The following is a 21,693-nucleotide window of genomic DNA, read 5'->3' as shown; positions in this document are numbered from 1 at the left end:
ACTTAATTTATTAAATTGCTTCTTCGTCTTGCTCACCGGTTCGAATACGGATCACTCGAGCGACATCATAAACAAAGATCTTTCCATCACCAATTTTGCCAGTTTGCGCAGTTTGCATAATGGTTTCGACGCAGTTTTCAACGATGTCATCTGGTACAACAATTTCAATTTTTACCTTAGGTAAAAAATCAACCATATACTCTGCGCCACGGTAAAGTTCAGTATGCCCTTTTTGACGTCCAAAACCTTTCACTTCAGTCACTGTCATTCCAGTAATGCCCACTTCTGCCAGCGCTTCACGAACATCATCAAGTTTGAATGGCTTTATAATTGCATCAATTTTTTTCATAAATAATTCCTGTTATGACCAGTTTTTACGGCCAAAACCTGAGGTGATCGGATAACGGCGGTCTTTGCCAAAATTACGCATCGTAATACGTGGCCCAACAGGCGCCTGACGACGTTTATATTCATTAATATCAACAAGGCGCACAACTTTGCGTACCACGTCTTTATCAAAACCAAGTTTGATTAGGTCATTAACTGACAAGTCTTTTTCCACATAGCCTTCTAATAATGCATCTAACACATCATAAGGTGGCAAACTGTCTTGATCTAATTGCCCTGGCGCAAGTTCTGCTGATGGCGGCCTATCAATCACACGTTGTGGGATTGCTGGAGAGATAGTATTACGGTATTTAGCCAACTCAAAGACAAGGGTTTTAGGCACATCTTTTAACACGTCAAAACCACCCGCCATATCACCATACAATGTCGAGTAGCCAACCGCTGACTCACTTTTATTACTGGTAGTCAAAACTAAGCGACGACGTTTATTCGACATCGCCATTAAAATAACGGCTCGGCAACGCGCTTGTAAGTTTTCCTCAGTTGTATCAACCGCGGTTCCTTCAAACATAGGCGTTAACTGTGCCATAAAAGCATCAAACATCGGTTCGATAGATACGATATCGAATTCAACACCAAGCAAATCAGCTTGTTCTTTAGCGTCGTGGATACTCATCTCAGAAGTATAGCGGAATGGCATCATGACCGCTTGCACGTGCTCTTTCCCTATTGCATCAACGGCAATAGCCACTGTTAACCCTGAATCAATCCCGCCTGATAGCCCTAAAATAGCCCCATTAAAACCATTTTTATTGATGTAATCGCGAGTAGACATGACTAAAGCTTGGTATACCTGCGCCACAGGGTCATTCTCAATAAATACGCTACCTTCGCTCACCAATGCAAGTTCATCAAATTGCACTGTGATAACCTGCTCTTTAAATTCTTCCAATTTAAAGGTTTGCTTGCCTTTGTTTGCAATGATTTTTGAGCCACCATCAAACACCAATTCGTCTTGCCCGCCAACTTGATTGAGATACACAATTGGCATATGAGTGCGTTTACAATGATCGACTAATAAATCAGTTCGAATATGTTCTTTATTAATATCATAAGGAGATGCATTGATTGTCAGTAATATTTCAGCGCCAGCTCCTTTTACTGCATCAACCGGTTCGTCATACCAAATATCTTCGCAAATCAATAAGCCGAGCTGGTAACCTTTAAATTCAACAACACAGGTTTTTTCATCTGCGGTGAAATAACGAGGCTCATCAAACACGCCGTAATTTGGTAATTCTTGTTTAAAATAACGTGCATGCAATTTGCCTTGATAGAAAAAAGACAATGCATTATAGATATCATCCCCTTCATACCATGGATGACCAACAATAATTGCCGTTTCTTGGCTGGCTTTTTGCAAACGGTCGAGTTGTACTAAACAGCGGTCCTCAAAATCAGCTCGGAAAATTAAATCCTCTGGTGGGTACCCTGTCAAAGACAGCTCTGAAAACATGACAATATCTGTGTTTGGTGCTTGTTCACTCACAACTTGCAACATGCGATCGCAGTTGCCTTCGATGTCACCGACTAACCAATTAAGTTGTGCTAGTGAAATATTAAGCTTACGGCTCATAAGGTGTTTTTTCTCCCGGAGCGTGAATATGAATTGCCTTATTCCACATAATGTAATCGATAACAACTATGTGGTAAATAATTCTTATTTATTCTTTAAAATCATTGGCTTCTAAATCGTGTCGACCAAGTAATTTGTAAAATTCTGTGCGGTTTCGCCCTGCCATTCGGGCAGCTTGGGTGACATTCCCTTTTGTCATTTGTAATAACTTACGTAAATAATTCAATTCAAATTGATTACGAGCTTCAACAAATGTCGGCAAGGCCGTATTTTCACCTTGAAGTGCTTGGCTGACGAGTGCTTCACTGATAACAGGAGACGTTGTTAATGCAACACATTGTTCAATAACATTAACTAATTGACGAACATTGCCCGGCCAACTCGCTGTTATTAAGCACTTCATGGCGTCACTGGAAAAACTACGCACGAAAGGTTTATGCCGTGATGCAGATTCACGCAATAGATGATTTGCTAATAATGGAATATCTTCAGAACGTTCATTTAACGCAGGAATACGCAGATTAACCACATTTAAGCGATAGTAGAGGTCCTCACGAAACTCATTTTTTTCCATCGCTTTAGGCAAATTACGGTGAGTTGCGGAGAGAATTCGCACGTCAATATCTAAATCGCGGTTACTACCTAAAGGGCGAACTTTGCGTTCTTGCAATACTCGCAATAATTTAACCTGCAATGGCATTGGCATATCGCCAATCTCATCTAAAAATAACGTACCACCGCTGGCTGCAAAGAATAACCCTTCGCGGTTACTTACTGCGCCGGTAAAAGCCCCTTTAGCATGACCAAATAATTCAGACTCTAATAATTGTTCAGGTAATGCACCGCAGTTAATGGCAATAAACGGCTTACGTGCCCTAGGGCTGGCTTTATGAATAGCCTGAGCTAAAACTTCTTTACCTGTACCACTTTGCCCATTAATTAGCACGCTAACATCAGATTGTGCCACCATATGCGCTTGTTCTAATAGCCGAATCATTAAGGGGCTACGCGTGACTATACCAGCGCTCCACTCCTCATCGCTAATTGGTGTCGAAGAGAGCGCGAGAGCTTCATCGATTGCTTTATATAATGCATCTTTATCTACTGGCTTAGTTAAAAAACTAAATACGCCTCGTTGTGTTGCCGCGACGGCATCAGGGATAGAACCATGAGCAGTGAGTATGATAACTGGCATGTTTGGATGGGCTTTTTGTATCTCATCGAAAAGCGCCATACCATCCATTTCATCCATGCGTAAATCGCTGATCACTAAATCTAATTTTTCTTTTTGTAAGATTTTTAGTGCTTCAGGGCCGCTTTCTGCTGTAGTGACTTTAAAACCTTCACTACTCAAGCGCATACCTAACAGTTTAAGAAGGCTCGGGTCATCGTCAACTAGCAATAAATTTGCTGACTTACGATTCGTCATTTTTGTTCATTCTCCGATGAATTTTGCTCTACTGGAGAAGATGCGCTGCTATCAGGCTTTGGCTCTTCTGAGGAAATAGGCTTATCTCCTTCAACCCCATTCTCTACATCTTTTTCGGTTTCGTTGGTGCTTTTCTTACGAGAAGAAAGCTGGCGTTCAATGTCCGTTAAATTTTCAAGCTTACGGGAGGTTGTATTCAGTTCAAAAGCCAATTTAGCATTATCTTCCTTTAGACGGTCGAGTTTTGTATCCATTTCTTGCTGTAGGCGTTTATAACGAACCCCTGCATCTGACAGATTGATAATTTGTACTTGTTGCTCACGCCATAATTGTAATAATGGACGTACCCCTGTGGGAAAATTCAAACTGTACGTATTTATGCTATCAAGCATTTTACGGCGCTCTGCAATAGACGGGTCAGCAGAATTCAACAAAATATTTTGTTGAAATGCACTCGACCAATTTGTTACGTCTATTTTACCTGCATCTTCACGTGCTTGACTGGTTTCCGTGCGATCTGCGCAGTCCATCATTCGTAACCAAAATAATGCATTTTCCCGTGCAGTTGGCTGGTCATTGTTCCAAATAGATTCACATGATGTATAACGGTAGTCTGTGACTTTAACTTCAGGCACAACAACTTGCGCCAGAGTTTCGAGTGGTGACTGACCATTTTTTACTACACATCCACTTAAAATTAGGGAAAATAAAACCGCCCCAAAATTGAGCCCTGTACGTCTCATCACATAAGGTACTCTTTGGTTATATTTACTTAACGATGCGTTACGGTAAAGTACCGCCCAAACACCTGTAGACCGATTTACCATTATTCATTCTCTGCGGTTAGAGGCAGTTCAATTCTAAAACAGACATCTGCTGATTTGTTGGGAACGAGAGAAAGTTCTCCCCCCATTTGTTTAATACAATCTTGCGCAATACTCAGCCCTAGCCCACTTCCTTTGACAGCACCTTTTCTTTGTAGTGAACCTTGATAGAACGGCTCAAAAATCATGCTTTGCTCAGACTCAGGAATTGGCGTCCCAGTATTCGCAACTTCAATCAGAAGCTTATTACCTGTTTGGCGACTAGATATCCAAATATTACCTGATTCGCCACCATAGTGCACCGCATTGGAGTAGATATTATCAATAACCCGTCCTAAAAGTGAGGGTTCGGCTAAACAGCTGTCTACTTTTAAACGCACTTCTGTTTTAATATTTTTAGCCCGTGCTGGTAAATTATGTGCTTTAACAATATCTTCAATGAGTTTTTGTAAATCAACAATTTGTGCTTCTGGTGGGTCATCGACAAGCTTACGATTATAATCAAGTAATTGCTCAATAAGTTGCTGAAGATGCTTACTGCTGTGATCAAGAATTTCTACAACTTCTTTTTGAGACACCGTTAATGGCCCTGCCACCTCATCAGCGAGTAATTCTGTTCCTTCACGCATGCTTGCAAGAGGTGTTTTTAATTCATGTGAAATATGGCGTAGAAATTCGTGGCGCTGTGATTCAAGCCATGCGAGTCGTTCACTTAACCAAATAATCCGCTGTGCGATTGTCCGTAGCTCCCTAGGGCCTTTAAAGCGTTCAATATTATTCGCAATTGTACGCCCAGTACCGAGACGGTTAATCATTCGTTCGATAGCTTTAACTGGGCCAATAATCATCCGAGTGAATAATGCCACTAGCAATGCGCTTAATAAGAATAAAATTAAGCTTTGCCAACCAAATAGTTGGCCTTTATTCGCAATCGCTTTTTGCAGCTGTTCCCCACGGCTAAAAATCACATCACGAGTTTCTTGCACTAATGAGGCATTTTCGGCAGAAAATTGTTCTAAAGCCCGTGTGATTTTTTCTGTCGGTTCATTGTTTTCACACGCAACCGTTTTAAGTACATCCAAAGTCTTAGTCAATGCAGAAGTGTCTGACGAGGTAGGTAAGATCGTTCGCTGACGTTCAAACATTTGCTGGTAGTCTGCAAACTGTTTCTGATATTGAGTATGCAATGTAGCATCTTGCAAAACACAATATTGACGATAGCTCCGTTCCATTTCTAAGGCGAGGCTACTCATCACTTCACTACGCCGTGCGTCAAGTAACGTGGTTTTATTGATATTGGCAGCTTGGTTACTCAGTTGCTCTAGGCTTTGATATGCCTGATAGGCTAATACTAATAAAGGAAGTAATACAAGCCAGAATGCCATCACAACTAGTTGACGCAAGGAGCGAGGGAAAAAACGCCATTTACTCAATACATTCATCTCATACCCATTAAACGTATTGCAATGGTAGCAGAACTCCCTGTAATGCGAAAAGCACAATCCAAATTCTGTGTCCCATAGCGTTAAAATCAGACTAAGTGTAACAATCAAAAAGCAATGAACGTGCCAAGTTAATTGGTAAAAAATGATAATTTTCAGATAGGTATGTTCATCGCTCCGGATGTTACTTTTTCGCATAAACGAAAGCATAAAAGAATCGATAGGTCTTACTAAATGAATTCTTTCGTCTTTTCTTTAGTTTTTTCTTTAAAAATAAAACACTAAGCTATGCCCTAAATAATTCGGATTGCAGCTAGGCGCCAAGAGAAGATATCTCTATGAGCATACAAAAGTATGTGACTAGAGTGGCTGAACGCAGGTAACAACGCTGCGGTTCGAAGTATGACGGGCATAAAACAGGAAGGCGGGATGAAGTATTGACCTTCACCCCGCCAGCGATAACAACTTCTATAATGCTTTTTATATGATTATGTCTTTACATTAAAGATAATCATATAGGTGGTGCCTCACTCCACGTGTCGCCCTGTGTTTGATAAGGCCCGAAGGCGAATATCTATGCTGTTGGACGGTAGGCACCTTACTTTGGCGTCATTCTTGGTTTATGTGGTATGTACCCAACTAATTTTGGACCTACATAAGAAGTTGAATGAGCAACTGAATATTATTATGCACAAGCCGTGCCAACTTTTCAAGAAATTTTATATCTACATGATTAAAAACAAAATTTATTTTTAATCCCACTTTAGCTACTTTTTAATACACCGTACCCGCTTACTGTTTTTTCTTAAGTGTCGCTAATTTATGACACCCGATTAGCTCATTTTCAAATACCTTAAATATCAATAAGATAAATGTCGCCTTTTGGAGACACGGCTATAGTGTGTTTGTCTCTTATTTAAGACACTGTCGTTTAATCACACATTAAATATACACTTAATATAAATTAAATTAGAATAATTAATGATTTACCGTAAGGCACTAATTAAGATAGAGAGCAAGACAACAATATATAATTGATATATTTGACTTTGGTTAAATCCATCTATAATAAAAACAGCAGAGATACTTTACCAATCATTATATTTTATTGTTACTTTCTCGTTTAAGGTGTATTTATGAATAAAATGCCCTCATTACCTATGCAGGATCTTCAACCAGCTTTACATATTTTAGAGCAATCTATTGGCTATTTATACCAAGCTGCACTACGTGCCGCGGTGAAACTGCGTATTGCAGAAGCATTACAATCAGGTTCCAAAACAGCTGAAGAACTCGCCAAAGAAACGGGAGCAAATCCCCGAGAACTCACTCGATTATTACGATTATTAGCCACTAAAGATATTTTTAAGCTAACCCCTGATAACAAATTTGACCTCACACCCGCCGCACAATATTTATCTGAAAAGAATACGTTTTCATTACGGCAAGCGGTATTGATGTTTACTGACCCTTCGTTCTGGTTACCCGCAGGCGAGTTACACCGCAGCGCGTTTGAGCCCCATTTGTTTAACAGCATGTTTGGAATGAGTTTTTATGAATATTGGGATGAACGAATTACTGATAGTGATAATTTCCACGAAGGCATTTCGTCTGTAAGTAAATTAGAAAATGCATTTGTCGTAGAAAGTTATAGTTTCCCAGATAACGCTCTCGTTGCAGACATTGGCGGCGGCTGTGGTGGGTTACTTTTAGAGGTTATGAAAGCAAATTTAACATTAAAAGGCATATTATTTGATAAAGCCCAAGTATTAGAAAAACATATTTTTAATCAACTAGATGACCCCACACGTTGGAGCATCCAAGCTGGCTCATTTCTTGAAGCCTGCCCTGAAGCTGATATTTATTTACTCAAGTATATTACTCATAATTGGTCAGATACTGTTGCAATAAAGATACTTAAAACAATTAGAAAGTCGATGAGTCCTAACTCTAAGTTACTAATCATTGAAAATATTGTTACCAACGACAATCACCCCCACTTCAGTAAAAATATGGATTTAGTACAGATGGTTTTATTTGATGAAGGCCATGAACGCACAGAAACTGAGTTCAATTCACTGCTAAATCAAGCAAACTTACAATTAAAACAAATTATTTCAACACAATGTCATATTTCCATTATTGAAGCATACCCCATTTAACGTCCGCTATCCTGCTTTATACAATCAAAGCACTAAAGCAGGATAATGAAAGAAAATACCTGATGAATATCAGAATTTTAAATTATGTTAGTAGCTTATCCCTGTTCGTCTTGCTATAAGATTTGCCAATACCCTACTCATCAAATTGATAAAAATATGATAAAAATCGCGTTAGTTGATGACCATATCGTTGTGCGTTCTGGCTTCGCACAACTATTAACACTTGAACCTGATATTTCGGTTGTCGGGCAATATGCTAATGCTCAAGAAGCTTGGCCTAATTTGCTTAATTTAGATATTGATGTTGCCATCATGGATATTTCGATGCCAGATGAGAACGGCTTGCAACTTTTATCACGATTGCGCCAAAAAAAGCCGGATTTTCGCACCATTATCTTGAGTATTTATGATACCCCCGCTTTTGTGCAAAGTGCTTTAGATGCTGGAGCCAGTGCGTATTTAACTAAACGCTGTGGCCCTGAAGAATTAGTGCAAGCGGTTCGCTCAGTACACCAAGGAGGCTGCTACCTATGCGCCGATGCCATGAGAGCGTTACGCCACTCACCCCAACAGCAGCAAAGTCTACAAGAACTCACGCCTCGGGAACGGGAAGTGTTTGATTTATTAGTTGCTGGCTTGAGTGTAAAAGTGATCGCAGAGCAACTTGAATTAAGCCATAAAACTGTGCATGTGCATCGTGCAAATATATTAGGCAAATTACAATGCGAAAATACCATCGACCTTGTTCATTACGCGTTAGAGCATAACCTAATATCAAGGTAATTTCGGCATGAATAAAAGCTTACGTTTAACACTGCAGTCCATCTTTCTATTTTTTACCTATTCTCTGTTATGGATTGGGTTGTGGATCATCGGCTTTTATTTAAGTCAAAACAGTTTTCAAGCAACTTTATTTCTTCCGCAAGGCTTGCGCCTAGCATTGATGATTATCCTGTGGCGACGTTACTGGCCAACACTACTACTCAGCGAAGGGATATTAAATTTTTGGTTATCATCAGAGCAACTGCTCTTCCAACCTGTTTTACTGTTATCTCCATTATTGAGTCTCGGTGTTGCCTTCGTCATTCAAAACATTTGGTGGCGCTATACGTTATATTGGCAACGATTACTATTATTACTCGCAGGTGTTGCCGCAAATAGTGTATTACATGCTTTATTATTCAGTGGGTTATCATCTTATTCCATTAGCCAATTATTCCTAACAACATTCACCGGAGGAATACTACTCTCTCCTTTTGTTTACCTTATTTATGAATATCTCCACGAGCAGCACTACCAAATGCTCCTTGATTATGGAACGCCAGATAAACAATTACGAACCTCTTTAATAGTTTGGTGTTTTCTATTCTGTGTCGTTGGGTTGAGTGCCCAAGTCTTTTTTGCCCCCGAAATTGAGCGGTTAATTGTCCTACTCGTCTTTATTCCTAATGTTTTTATGGCTTATCGCTATGGTTGGCAGGGCGGCGTACTTTCTGCATTATTAGGCAGTTTAATTATTACTTTTGCACGGCAATTTCACGGTGCCTTTGTTGATTTAGAAGAGCTAGAAATGTTTCTCAGTTCCCAAGCCTTAATTGGCATTGGGCTTGGGATAGCAATTAGCCGACAAAAACAACTGGCGAGTAACCTACAACGCTACCGACAACGCTTAGAGCAAGAGCTAAAAGCGCGACGCGACTTAATGTTACAACTCGTTCATACCGAGGAAGATATCAAAAAAGCGATTGCTCGCGAGTTGCATGATGAAATTGGGCAAAATATTACTGCCATCCAAATTCAGTCAATGCTAGTGAAAAAAACAGCATCTGACGACATCAGCCACCAAGCAGCAAGTCAAATAAATGAACTAGCTCAGCAAATTCACCAATCTACGCGGCAATTATTGCGCCAATTGCGCCCTCCCGTATTGGATGAAATGTCCCTTGAAAATGCACTTAAGCACTTAATTACTGAATTTTCTTTTCCACAGAATAATATTCAATGTCACTTTCATTATGGCTTACAAGAAACGCCGATCAATGAAACGGTTTTATTTACACTTTATCGCCTCGTCCAAGAATTACTTAACAATATCAGTAAACATGCAAAAGCCACACAAATTCACATATCTCTTAAGCAAATAGGTGACTCGATCCAGCTAGTTGTTGATGACAATGGTGTTGGTATTCCATTTAGCAAACGCACAAGTGGCTTTGGTTTGCGCGGTATTGAGGAGCGAGTTCGAGCCTTAGGTGGTGACTGGACATTGACCACACAAAACGGAACACAAATAAGTGTTAACTTGCCCACATTTTGAGATAAAACATCGCAAAACTAGGAATAATTCCTAGTCCCCTAATACCTTCTCTCATCCTTTTTGTTAAAAACTTGATTACATTTTGCCTAACAAGAGAAACCGCCCTATGACAGGTAAAGACACCTTGAGTCTGGATAACACGTATCGTTTTTGGCGTCGCCGCTTAATGCTATCAATGATTATTGGTTATGCCACTTTTTACCTTACGCGAAAGAGTTTTAACTTCGTGATGCCTGTCATGCAAAACGAGCTGTTTCTCGATAAAAGCGATATTGGCTGGATAGCGACTGCATTTTATTTAACCTACGGTATTTCTAAGTTTTTATCGGGAATTTTCCACGATATCACCGGATACCGTTGGTTTATGGGTGTCGGCTTAGTGATGACAGGGCTACTAAATATTATTTTTGCCTATTGCTTATCGTTTCCGGCGTTATTAATCGTGTGGACACTAAATGGCTTTTTTCAAGGCTGGGGCTGGCCACCTTGCGCACGCATTCTAACGCACTGGTATTCACGCAATGAACGTGGGTTTTGGTGGGGGCTGTGGAATATTTCCATCAACCTAGGGGGAATGTTACTGCCTCTGCTAACGGCATTATTGGCAACCCAGTACAGCTGGCAAATGGCATTAATTGTCCCTGGCGTTATTGGAGTCATCATTGGGTTATGGCTGTGCCGCCAATTACGTGGCACACCACAAGAAGAACAGCTTCCAAGCGTGGGGCAATGGCGACAAGATGTGTTGGAGTTACGCCAAGAGCGTTTGTCCCCTCCCATGCCAATGTTAACGATTTTAAAAGATGCCATTATTTTTAACCGTATGATTTGGTTACTGGGTTTCTCCTATATTTTGGTTTATCTCATTCGCATGGCGATAAACGATTGGGGAAATTTATGGTTAACAGAGAAACATGGCACTAATTTACTCAGTGCAAATGCAACATTATCGTTATTTGAATTGGGGGGATTATTAGGTGCTCTCTGCTCTGGCTGGGGCTCTGATATCCTATTTCGCGGCCAACGAGCGCCAATGATCCTACTGTTTTCTTTGGGGCTTTGTGTCTCAGTTAGCGCCTTATGGTTAACACCAATTCATCACTACGCTTTATTGGCTGTATGTTTCTTTGCTATCGGATTTTTTGTGTTTGGACCGCAAATGTTAATCGGCTTAGCTGCAACAGAATATTGTCATAAAAAAGCAGCTGGGGCGGTAACGGGCTATCTTGGATTGTACGCCTATTTAGGGGCGGCAATTGCGGGATGGCCACTCTCTCAAGTCATTGCACATTATGGTTGGTCAGGGATGTTTTCTTTACTGGCCAGTGCTGCGGCTTTGATGGGATTACTGCTAATGCCTCTATTGATTGCCAATGTCAGCAAGCGAGAGCATTTAGCAGGCACTGTTTCACCCTCTGATAATAAAACCTGAATAAAGGACTGAAAATGAAACTGAAAACTCTCTCTACGCTTATCGCTGCTGGTTTATCACTAGCGGCTATTTCTACCACTGCAAATGCTGCGGGCCGTTTGGTTGTTTACTGTAGCGCCACTAACGCCATGTGCGAAACTGAAACGCAAGCTTTTGCGAAAAAATACGATGTCAAAACCACATTTGTACGTAATGGTTCTGGCAGTACTTTAGCCAAAATTGAGGCCGAAAAACGTAACCCACAAGCTGACGTGTGGTATGGCGGTACATTAGACCCTCATTCACAAGCAGGAGAAATGGATTTACTTGAGCCATACAAGTCGCCAAATCTGTCTGAAATTATGCCGCAGTTCCAAGACCCAGCAAAACGTAAAGGTAACTATTCTTCCGCAGTTTACATCGGTATTTTAGGCTTCGGTGTCAATAAAGACCGCTTAAAAGAAAAAGGTTTGCCGATCCCAACTTGCTGGAAAGATTTAACAAAACCTGAGTATAAAGGCGAAATTCAAATCGCAGACCCACAAAGTTCAGGGACAGCTTATACTGCATTAGCCACTTTCGACCAATTATGGGGAAATGAGCAAGCCTTTGATTATCTAAAAAAATTAAATGCTAACATATCACAATATACCAAGTCAGGTATTGCTCCAGCACGTAATGCGGCTCGTGGTGAGTCGGCAATTGGTATTGGCTTCTTACATGATTATTCATTAGAAGTGGAAAACGGTGCGCCGTTAGAACTCATCGCTCCTTGTGAAGGAACAGGTTATGAAATCGGCGGGATCAGTATCCTGAAAAACGCACGTAATATGGACAACGCCAAATTATTCGTTGATTTCGTCTTATCGAAAGAAGCTCAAGAGCTGAGCTGGAAAGAAGGGAAATCTTACCAAATCTTAACCAACACAACGGCAGAGTCCTCGCCTATTTCATTAAAACTCAATGAGTTGAACCTAATTAATTACGATATGGATAAATACGGTGATGCTGATGTCCGTAAAAACCTTATCAATAAATGGGTTACTGAAGTCAAAATGAGCAAATAGCATTAAGTGCGGCGTTAACTCGCCGCACTGAGCACTTACTTAACTAAAATAAAAAATTAATTTAATTAAGCTTCGAGTTATGAGCGTTGTCACTAGGCGGCAAGTGACGTTATCCCTAGGAGCATACATAAGTATGTGACTAGGGTAACGGAGTGAAGCCAATACCGTGACAGCGCAAAATATGACGAGCTTAGGGGGAACTATGTCTCAAACCCTAACCTTATCGACCCCAACCAAAAAGGATAGCATATTCTTTTGGTTGCTGATTGCATGGCTAGGTTTCGCGTTACTACCTTCTTGGAGCCTAGACTATGGCGTACTTGATTCAACACAAGACGAGATCATAGCGGCTTACGGTTGGAGTAGCCTAAACATTAGTTGGCTTTGGTATTTATTACCTTCTATTTTATTTATTCGCCCGTTAACACCAGCGGATCGTTATCATAAAACACGGCATTACGTCGATATTGGCGTGGCTGTTATCACCGCCGCCGTGGTGATCTTAACCTCCTACTTTGAAGGAAAAGGGTTAGGTTACTCAGCTATTGTGCTATTTATCGCCTTGGGAATGGTGATGACATTGGCGTTAACCCGCCTTGAGTGGCTCGGTGGAGACCAGTTTGTTATTGGCTCACTGATCACCGTTGTTGCTTTAATAACCCTGTTTATTGTGTTCCCAAGTGTCGCTATTTTTATCCCAATGTTCACTGATGGAAATGGAGACTTTGCGCCATTCGCCTTTGTGGCAATTTTGACACAATCGCATATTGTCCAAGTTATTATTAACTCAGTATTTTTATCGTTAGCGGTAGGGGCTGGCTGTACTTTCTTTGGTTTGATTTTAGCTATTTATACGACACGTATTGCTAAACGCTCCGCCATCATTGGCCGTGTTTTTTCTATTTTGCCTATCGTCACTCCCCCATTTGTCGTCGGTCTAGGGGTCACATTGATGATGGGGCGTTCAGGGTATATTACCGAATTCCTTGCTACTTATATGGGCCTTGAAAATACCAACTGGCTATATGGCTTTACGGGAATTTGGTTAGCGCAAGTGCTAGCATTCACCCCGATGTCATTCATGATTTTAGATGGTGCGATTAAAACCATTCACCCATCTTTAGAAGAAGCGTCTTATACATTGCGTGCCAACCGTTACCAAACTTTCTTTAATGTATTTATGCCATTACTGAAACCTGCTTTGGCAAACGCATTTTTAATCGTCATAGTGCAATCATTGGCTGACTTTAGTAACCCATTAGTTTTAGGCGGAAACTTTGACGTATTAGCGACGCAAATTTACTTCTATATCACTGGGTCACAGTTAGATTATCAAGCCGCCAGTACCTTGGGTGCGTCACTACTAGTGTTCTCACTATTAGTATTCTGCGTTCAGTATATGTGGATAGGCAAACGCTCCTATGTCACTGTGTCCGGGAAATCTTACCGTGGTGATGTTCAGCCGTTACCAACATCGTTAATTGTCACTGTAACAGCCTTCTTAGCTATTTGGGTTGCATTTAACATATTGTTATACGGTAGCATTTTCTACGGTAGCTTTACCGTGAACTGGGGTGTTGATTACACATTAACCTTAGATAATTTTATTAAATTATTTGGTCAGGGTATGAGTGATGGTGCATGGCCGTCACTGTTAGATACGCTTCTGTATGCAGGTATTGCGGCACCTATTACCGCGATCCTTGGTTTACTAATTGCCTATATCGTAGTTCGCCAAGACTTCCGTGGTAAAAAGACCATCGAATTCACGACGATGTTGTGTTTTGCTGTTCCAGGTACCGTGGCAGGTGTGTCATACATTTTAGCCTTTAACGACTCACCGTTTTATTTAACGGGAACGGCTGCCATCGTCATTATTTCAATGACCATGCGTAACGTCCCTGTGGGTATCCGTGCTGGTATTGCAGGTTTAGGGCAAATTGATAAATCATTGGATGAAGCGTCACTCAGCTTACGAGCGGGTTCAATGCGTACCATCTTCTTTATCCTATTACCCTTGTTGCGTCCAGCCATTTTATCAGCGTTGATTTATAGCTTTGTCCGCGCGATCACCACTGTCAGTGCGATTGTATTCTTGGTTACTCCAGATACTCGCGTCGCAACAGCTTATATTTTGAACCGTGTTGAAGACGGTGAATATGGTGTTGCCATTGCCTATGGCTCAATCCTGATTGTCGTAATGTTGGCAATTATTTTCTTATTTGACTATTTGATTGGCGAAGCCCGTGTTTCACGTTCCAAAGCCAAAAATGCACAGTAATCATGGAGTAACTGACATGACACAACATCATTTTGTTGAACTAAAAAATGTGACTAAACGCTTTGGCAACAATACCGTCATCGATGATTTAAGTCTTTCAATTCCGCAAGGTAGCATGGTGACCCTACTCGGCCCATCAGGCTGCGGTAAAACCACCGTATTGCGTTTAGTGGCTGGCTTAGAAAAACCGACTGAAGGCCGTATGTTTATTGACGGTGAAGATGTGACAGACCGTTCCATTCAACAACGCGATATCTGTATGGTTTTCCAATCTTATGCCCTGTTCCCGCATATGTCCTTGGGGGACAACGTGGGTTATGGCTTAAAAATGTTAGGATTACCCAAAGCCGAAATAAAAAAACGAGTTGACGAGGCATTAGAATTAGTTGATTTAGCTGGTTTTGCTGACCGCTTTGTCGACCAAATTTCTGGGGGACAACAGCAACGAGTTGCCTTAGCTCGCGCATTGATCCTTAAGCCAAAAGTGCTGTTGTTCGATGAGCCATTAAGTAACTTGGATGCAAATTTACGTCGTAGCATGCGTGAAAAAATCCGTGAGTTACAGCAGCAGTTTAATATCACCTCTTTGTATGTTACCCATGACCAAAGCGAGGCCTTTGCGGTTTCGGATATGGTGTTGGTCATGAATAAAGGGAAAATCATGCAACTCGGCTCACCGCAAGAGCTCTACCGCCAGCCAGCGTCAAAATTTATGGCCAGCTTTATGGGGGATGCCAATATTTTCCCTGCGACACTCAGTGCGGATTCCGTGGATATTTTCAATTATCGCTTACCACGCCCAGAACAGTTTGTTACTGATAAAACCGCGGTAACTGTGGGGGTTCGTCCCGAAGCTATCACGCTGAGTTTACAAGGTGAAGACAGCCAACGCTGTACAGTGACTCATGTTGCTTATATGGGGCCTCAATATGAAGTCACTGTTGATTGGCATGGCCAATCAATGTTGCTGCAAATTAATGCCACTCAATTACAACCTTCTGTCGGGGAAAACCTCTATTTGCAGATCCACCCATACGGCATGTTTATTCTTGAGTAATATCCCACTCTTTGAATAATACAAAATGTCATTAGGTAACAAGGGAAACTTAGCATTGTGAATAGCACATTCTCCCTTCGCCCATAAGGGCGGAGGGGGAATGTGCCCCATAAGAAAATAATCACTAAAAGCATATTATCGGTGACTTCAATATCAATTTTTATTTTTTTCTGAAAGTACAATTAACATACTTAACAAAATAAATAACATACCGATTATCATCGAAATTGTCATTGTCTCATCTAAAAGGTAGGATGAAATCATCACACTAATGATTGGTGAAATAAGAATTGAGTATGATGAAAGCTTTGCGCCACCATACTCTATCATATAATACCAAAGAACATAAACAATCACGCCATTAGCTATCCCCATATAGATAATTGGTATATATACACTCATAAAAAATTCAGAATGTATATTACTCAATATGTTTAAATCAACATTTAAAAATGGAATTAATAAAATAAAAAAAACAAATGATACTATATTTTGATAAAATACTTTTGAAGTTAGGTTTATTTTCATGGTAATTTTTTCAGATAAAATAGTTCCTAGTGCCACATAAATGCACTTAATAAAATTATCATTTCACCAATACTTATACCAACTGGTGATATAAAGATAAAAATACCACTAATGCATAACAAAGATACAAATACTGACCGAGTTTCAATATGTTTATTTATTACACCCAATACAACTGTTGCCATTACTGGCATTGTATAAACAAGTACAGATGCCTTTACCGCTTCTGTATACTTTAACGCCAAACTATTTAATATAGGAACTAAAAAAATATTTAAAAAACCAAGTGGGATACTGTTTACAAACTCTCGAAAATTAAACCGACACCGACTAAAAAAGAAAAAAACAAAGCACAAAAAAATAACTGAAATAATTAGGGAGTAGATTCTAAAAGCCCAAACACCTACTTGGTCAATCGCTAGTTTTGATATAGGAAATGCACTCCCCCATATGAATGATATTAAAATAGCACAAAGAAGTACTTTAATTTGCTTCATTATATCTCACAACTAATGCCATTCTTTTACTTGTTCTATTAGATGTCACTGTGGAAACGAAATGTGGGATTTTTCTTTTTTTTGTATCAAAAATTAAAATATTTAAATATGACGGGATAAAAGTATCTAAAATTGTCTTTTTATCCTTATCTAAAATCATCGTTAATCCTCCATAATTTGCTTCCCATTCCTTTGTTAGGTTAATTACAATACCTATCCCATCATCGGAGTCACAATGTGTAGTTAGAAAATCATCTTTATCAAACTTGCTTAAGTACATGTTTGATATAATATTTACTTTACTTCCTGTTAGGTTTTCTAAAAAGTTTTTAAACTTAACATCATTAACAACTGAAATTAAATCAGCAAAAATTATTTTTATTGAATCAGATAAGTTATCTACATTGATAACACTAACATTAGAAAATATTAAATTAAGACAGTCAACGTCAGTAGATTAATAAAAAATAATGCTACATAGATAATAAATATATTGGCAGTACATATTATTTGAATATATATATTTTTTAAATACAATAAAAAAACAGCGTCTAAGTTTCCTTAAACGCTGATTTTAATAGCAGGATTAATTATAAAAACGCTTTATATGGCAATTCAGGTTCATTTTTGAAAATATCACTAAAGCCACGGAAATGTTGATAATGCATGCGGTCTTTATCTGTTGGATAAGTATATTTCCCACCCACTTGCCAGAAGAACGGGGCAAATTTATATTGCAAACGCTCTTTTTTCATATTCCACAAGACTTCAATTTCCCGCGGATCATTTTGGAAGTTAGCCCAAATATCATGGTGGAATGGAATAACCCGCTCGCAATCTAATGACTCTGCCGCACGTAAAATATCGGATGACGTCATTTTATCGGTCACACCACGTGGGTTCTCTCCATAGGAAAGCAATGCCACATCAATCTGATAACGGTTACCGTGAGCCGCATAATAGTTTGAATAATGTGAATCGCCTGAATGATAAATAGAGCCACCTGTTGTTTCAATCAGGTAATTCACTGCACGTGAATCCATACCATCTAAAATTTGCTTATCATAAGAAGAAACACCCTGTGGCAATGTCACTAGTGCCGTGCGGTCAAATGAGTCTAACACACGGATTTTCATATCCCCCACTTCCAGTACATCACCGACTTTGGCAACAACGCAACGTTCGGTTGGTACTCCCCATTTTATCCATAAATCCACACAAGCTTGAGGGCCAATAAATTTAACGTGGTCACCACAGTTTTGCATTACCGCAGCAGCGACATTGACATCGATATGGTCAGCATGGTCATGAGAGGCTAAAATTGCATCAACTTCTTTAATCGCAAACGGATCTAAAGGGAAAATCGCAGTACGTAAGTTTGGTTGTAGCGCTTCAACACCGCCCATACGCATCATTTGGTGTTGCTTATTCATGAGTGGATTTTTTTGCGTTTTTTTCCCTGTTCCACACCAAAAATCGATACAAACATTGGTATTTCCCTCACTCTTTAACCAAATACCTGTGCACCCCAGCCACCACATTGAAAAGGTATTAGGTTCAACAACCGTTTTTTCAATTTCTTCATTTAGCCACGTTCCCCACTCAGGAAACGTACTTAAAATCCAAGATTCACGTGTGATTTCATTTACTTTGCTCATAGTAACAATACCTTTTCTAGAATTTTAGATGTAGGAAGCCTGATGCCTTAATCGAGAAATTAAGGCATGGCAGCTGAATTTGTCTATATTAAAAAATCAGGTATTCGACGGAATTAAACCAGTATCACTCGCGTGCCCTGCTCGGCAATCGCTTTGATAACCTCAGCATTGGCATTTCTTCCAGTGATAAGAACATCTATCTTATTAGCTGAGCAAAATAACATTCCCGTTCGATGACCCACTTTGGAACTGTCTACAACAACGACTAATTTATCAATTTGGTCAAGCATTTGCTGCTCTGCTACTGCAGTTAACATATCCGCTTTGTATAAGCCAGCTTCCGTTAATCCTTTACCTGAAGTAAACATCCAGTTACCGGCATAGCCCATTAACGTGTTCAAAGCAGGATTCAAAAAAATGTTTTGTGCTTTGTTATACTGCCCACCGATTAAAATGACGTCATCATGGTCTTGGTCAATCAAATAACTCGCTAATGGAAAATAATTCGTCACAATTTGCACGTTTTTACCGCACAACTGCTGCCCTAACATAAACGCGGTTGAACCACAGTTAATTACAGCGCTTTCTCCCGGAAGACAAAGTTCTGCCGCTTTAATTGCGATTTCAGACTTTTCTTCATAGTGCTCAGTACTATTGATGTTTAACGGTGTCCACTTACGCTTTTTATTTTCAATACGTTCTGCACCATTACGGACTTTTCGCAATTTACCTTGCCCATCTAACTTTGAAATATCACGACGAGCAGTTGCAGGAGACACACTAAATTGTTCGGTTATATGAGAAACATTGATCACTCGATGTGTTTCCAATAACGACAATATTTCATTGTGTCTTTGCACTTCATTCATAATCATCGCCTTATTAGTTAATAATCACGACCATGATGACATATGACTCAAAATGATTACTAGTGATTAGTTTTGATTCTATTTATCTCATCTAATATTGTCAACCTTTGCTTATGCAAAAAAACAATATTTGATTCAAGTAAAAATATCACATTGATACATATGGATATTTTAAATATTACGTGATCAAGTCGCCATTTATTTATTTTTTTACTGGTAAAAAAACAGACAAATGCAAACAATCATAAAAGAGCAATTCGTGATTACATATGATCACATTTGATTTTTGCGGGATTGTTTAACCCCTTTAAATGATTATATCGCAATAACACCAGATACGATCAATATGAATCATCTCTGACCCAGATAAATTACAAATACAATTTGATTAGAGGTAAAAATATGGATTTTTTATACGACGCTTTCTATATTTTTTACAGCCAAGTAATGACAAAAGCGCCTCTATTATTAGGCTTAGTCACATTTATTGGTTATTGGCTATTAAAGCGCGATGGCACGACAATCCTCAAAGGGACAATCAAAACGATTGTTGGTTTTATGCTAGTTGGCGTTGGAGCCAGTACTTTAGTTTCCAGTTTTAAACCCGTAATAGAAAAAATGTCTGAATACCATGGACTTACGGGCTCAGTTATTGATCCATATACGTCAATGATGGCGACAATGGAAGCCATGGGTGATAACTATTCTTGGGTGGGCTATACCGTTTTATTAGCTCTCGCAATTAATATTGTTTTAGTCCTTTTTCGCCGCGTCACGGGTATTCGTACCATTATGTTGACAGGGCATATTATGTTTCAACAAGCAGGCCTAATCGCTGTTTTCTATTTTGTGCTCGGCTCAAGCATGTGGGAAACCATTTTGTATTCTGCGGTATTAATGGCGCTGTATTGGGGAATTTCTTCCAATATTATGTTTAAGCCAACGCAAGAAGTCACTGGCGGTGCCGGTTTTTCTATCGGCCACCAGCAGCAGTTTGCCTCATGGATAGCAACCAAAGTTTCCCCGAAATTGGGGGATAGAAAAGACAGTGTTGATAATTTAAAACTGCCCAAATGGCTGCATATCTTCCATGACAGTATTTCCGCTACTGCCATTGTGATGACCTTATTCTTTGGTGTGATCTTAATTTCCTTTGGTATACCTAATCTGCAAACCATGGCAGGGACCACCCACTGGACCATTTATATTATTGAAACAGGTTTAAAATTTGCCGTTGCTATCCAAATCATTGTAACGGGTGTGCGAATGTTTGTTGCCGAGCTTTCTGAGGCCTTTAAAGGAATCTCCGAACGTGTCATTCCCAACGCTGTGCTCGCTATCGATTGTGCGGCAATCTACGCTTTCTCACCTAATGCGATGGTGTTTGGCTTTATGTGGGGGGCAATTGGGCAATTTGTTGCCGTTCTGGGTATGTTGGCATTTAACTCGCCAATTATGATTATTCCTGGTTTTATCCCAATGTTTTTCTCCAACGCCACTATTGGTATCTTTGCAAACCATTTTGGCGGCTGGAAAGCGGTTATGAAAGTCTGTTTTGTCATGGGCGTTATCGAGATATTAGGTTCTGCTTGGGCCATTGATCTTATCAATCGACAAGGTACTGAATTTAGCGGTTGGATGGGAATGGCCGACTGGGCATTAGCTTTCCCTGTCATTATGCAAGGTTTGTCTTTCTCTAAAATGTTCTTCTTTGTGGTTGTCGCCCTCTCCTTTGTCTATATGTACTTTGCCGCAAAAAAATTACGCGCTGAAGAAGACGCACAAAGTCCAACCGAAACTGAAATTCAGATCAATCAGAAAGCTGAAGCAGCCCCACTTGAAAATAGCGGCGCTAAACCTGTACGTATCTTAGCAGTTTGCGGTAATGGACAAGGCTCGTCAATGATGATGAAAATGAAAATTGGCCAGTATCTTGAGAAAAAAGGGATCCCACACATCATGGACTCCTGCGCCGTATCTGACTATAAATCAAAATTAACAGCCACTGATATTATCGTTTCCTCTAAGCATTTAAGCTCAGAAATGGACCCCGGTGATGGGAAATTTGTGCTTGGCGTACAAAATATGCTCAACCCTAACTCATTCGGTGATGAACTACTCGATATCATACATACTAATTTTATCGGAAATAAATAGCCTAAGTCAT

18 protein-coding genes are annotated in these 21,693 nt (G+C 39.9%); 8 read left to right on the top strand and 10 right to left on the bottom strand.

The features are described from left to right. Positions 1–10: 10 nt before the first annotated feature. From glnB to FVA72_RS07965, 5 genes are all read right to left on the bottom strand, one after another. Positions 11–349, bottom strand: coding sequence for a nitrogen regulatory protein P-II (glnB, locus tag FVA72_RS07985; RefSeq protein WP_004912721.1), 339 nt, complete (start codon positions 347–349; stop codon positions 11–13). Positions 350–361: 12 nt separating this feature from the next. Continuing rightward, positions 362–1,984 carry an NAD+ synthase gene (locus tag FVA72_RS07980; protein WP_004264936.1) on the bottom strand — a complete coding sequence of 541 codons (1,623 nt, stop codon included), beginning with the start codon at positions 1,982–1,984 and terminating at the stop codon, positions 362–364. Between the two features lie 88 nt (positions 1,985–2,072). Next, complete coding sequence (gene glrR / locus FVA72_RS07975; protein WP_004264938.1) at positions 2,073–3,413, bottom strand: two-component system response regulator GlrR; 1,341 nt, start codon at positions 3,411–3,413, stop codon at positions 2,073–2,075. Further along, positions 3,410–4,240, bottom strand: coding sequence for a two-component system QseEF-associated lipoprotein QseG (qseG, locus tag FVA72_RS07970; protein ID WP_004264939.1), 831 nt, complete (start codon positions 4,238–4,240; stop codon positions 3,410–3,412). The genes glrR and qseG overlap by 4 nt, the downstream gene beginning before the upstream one ends. After that, positions 4,240–5,679 (bottom strand): sensor histidine kinase, encoded by a 1,440-nt coding sequence (locus FVA72_RS07965; protein WP_110591968.1) that lies wholly within the window; start codon positions 5,677–5,679, stop codon positions 4,240–4,242. Before FVA72_RS07965 ends, qseG begins: the two co-directional genes overlap by 1 nt. Before the next feature lie 1,136 nt (positions 5,680–6,815). Here FVA72_RS07965 and FVA72_RS07960 point away from each other — a divergent pair. From FVA72_RS07960 to fbpC, 7 genes are all read left to right on the top strand, one after another. Beyond that, positions 6,816–7,841 carry a methyltransferase gene (locus tag FVA72_RS07960; protein ID WP_096863440.1) on the top strand — a complete coding sequence of 342 codons (1,026 nt, stop codon included), beginning with the start codon at positions 6,816–6,818 and terminating at the stop codon, positions 7,839–7,841. A 156-nt stretch (positions 7,842–7,997) separates the two neighbouring features. Continuing rightward, a complete protein-coding gene (locus FVA72_RS07955) occupies positions 7,998–8,624 on the top strand; it encodes a response regulator transcription factor (RefSeq protein ID WP_004264947.1) in 627 nt (208 codons plus the stop codon). A 7-nt stretch (positions 8,625–8,631) separates the two neighbouring features. After that, a complete protein-coding gene (locus tag FVA72_RS07950) occupies positions 8,632–10,158 on the top strand; it encodes an MASE1 domain-containing sensor histidine kinase (protein WP_110591969.1) in 1,527 nt (508 codons plus the stop codon). Between the two features lie 106 nt (positions 10,159–10,264). Then, positions 10,265–11,590 (top strand): MFS transporter family glucose-6-phosphate receptor UhpC, encoded by a 1,326-nt coding sequence (gene uhpC, locus FVA72_RS07945; protein WP_036959008.1) that lies wholly within the window; start codon positions 10,265–10,267, stop codon positions 11,588–11,590. Between the two features lie 14 nt (positions 11,591–11,604). Further along, positions 11,605–12,636 carry an ABC transporter substrate-binding protein gene (locus tag FVA72_RS07940; RefSeq protein WP_094961702.1) on the top strand — a complete coding sequence of 344 codons (1,032 nt, stop codon included), beginning with the start codon at positions 11,605–11,607 and terminating at the stop codon, positions 12,634–12,636. A 202-nt stretch (positions 12,637–12,838) separates the two neighbouring features. Then, positions 12,839–14,917, top strand: coding sequence for an ABC transporter permease (locus tag FVA72_RS07935; RefSeq protein ID WP_110591970.1), 2,079 nt, complete (start codon positions 12,839–12,841; stop codon positions 14,915–14,917). Positions 14,918–14,933: 16 nt separating this feature from the next. Continuing rightward, positions 14,934–15,974, top strand: coding sequence for a ferric ABC transporter ATP-binding protein (gene fbpC, locus FVA72_RS07930; protein ID WP_036959014.1), 1,041 nt, complete (start codon positions 14,934–14,936; stop codon positions 15,972–15,974). A gap of 153 nt (positions 15,975–16,127) precedes the next feature. On the opposite strand, the gene FVA72_RS21670 is transcribed toward fbpC, so the two are convergent. From FVA72_RS21670 to ulaR, 5 genes are all read right to left on the bottom strand, one after another. Then, on the bottom strand, positions 16,128–16,538 hold the full coding sequence (locus FVA72_RS21670; protein ID WP_243154749.1) for a DMT family transporter: 411 nt from the start codon (positions 16,536–16,538) through the stop codon (positions 16,128–16,130). After that, positions 16,529–16,999, bottom strand: a complete 471-nt coding sequence (locus tag FVA72_RS21665) for an EamA family transporter (RefSeq protein ID WP_243154748.1) — start codon at positions 16,997–16,999, stop codon at positions 16,529–16,531. The genes FVA72_RS21670 and FVA72_RS21665 overlap by 10 nt, the downstream gene beginning before the upstream one ends. Further along, the gene (locus FVA72_RS07920) at positions 16,986–17,279 is read right to left on the bottom strand and encodes a 2OG-Fe(II) oxygenase family protein (protein WP_094961698.1); all 294 of its coding nucleotides are present in this window, start codon (positions 17,277–17,279) and stop codon (positions 16,986–16,988) included. The genes FVA72_RS21665 and FVA72_RS07920 overlap by 14 nt, the downstream gene beginning before the upstream one ends. A gap of 310 nt (positions 17,280–17,589) precedes the next feature. After that, positions 17,590–18,657, bottom strand: coding sequence for an L-ascorbate 6-phosphate lactonase (gene ulaG, locus FVA72_RS07915; RefSeq protein ID WP_004264959.1), 1,068 nt, complete (start codon positions 18,655–18,657; stop codon positions 17,590–17,592). A 113-nt stretch (positions 18,658–18,770) separates the two neighbouring features. Then, a complete protein-coding gene (gene ulaR, locus FVA72_RS07910; RefSeq protein WP_110591971.1) occupies positions 18,771–19,526 on the bottom strand; it encodes an HTH-type transcriptional regulator UlaR in 756 nt (251 codons plus the stop codon). Positions 19,527–19,928: 402 nt separating this feature from the next. On the opposite strand from ulaR, the gene FVA72_RS07905 reads away from it, so the two are divergent. Further along, the gene (locus FVA72_RS07905) at positions 19,929–21,683 is read left to right on the top strand and encodes a PTS ascorbate-specific subunit IIBC (RefSeq protein WP_094961695.1); all 1,755 of its coding nucleotides are present in this window, start codon (positions 19,929–19,931) and stop codon (positions 21,681–21,683) included. The last annotated feature ends 10 nt before the right edge of the window (positions 21,684–21,693 follow it).

This window comes from Providencia sp. PROV061 (assembly GCF_011045655.1).
Taxonomy (GTDB): Bacteria; Pseudomonadota; Gammaproteobacteria; order Enterobacterales; family Enterobacteriaceae; genus Providencia; species Providencia hangzhouensis.
This window is presented reverse-complemented; position numbering and strand designations above follow the sequence as displayed.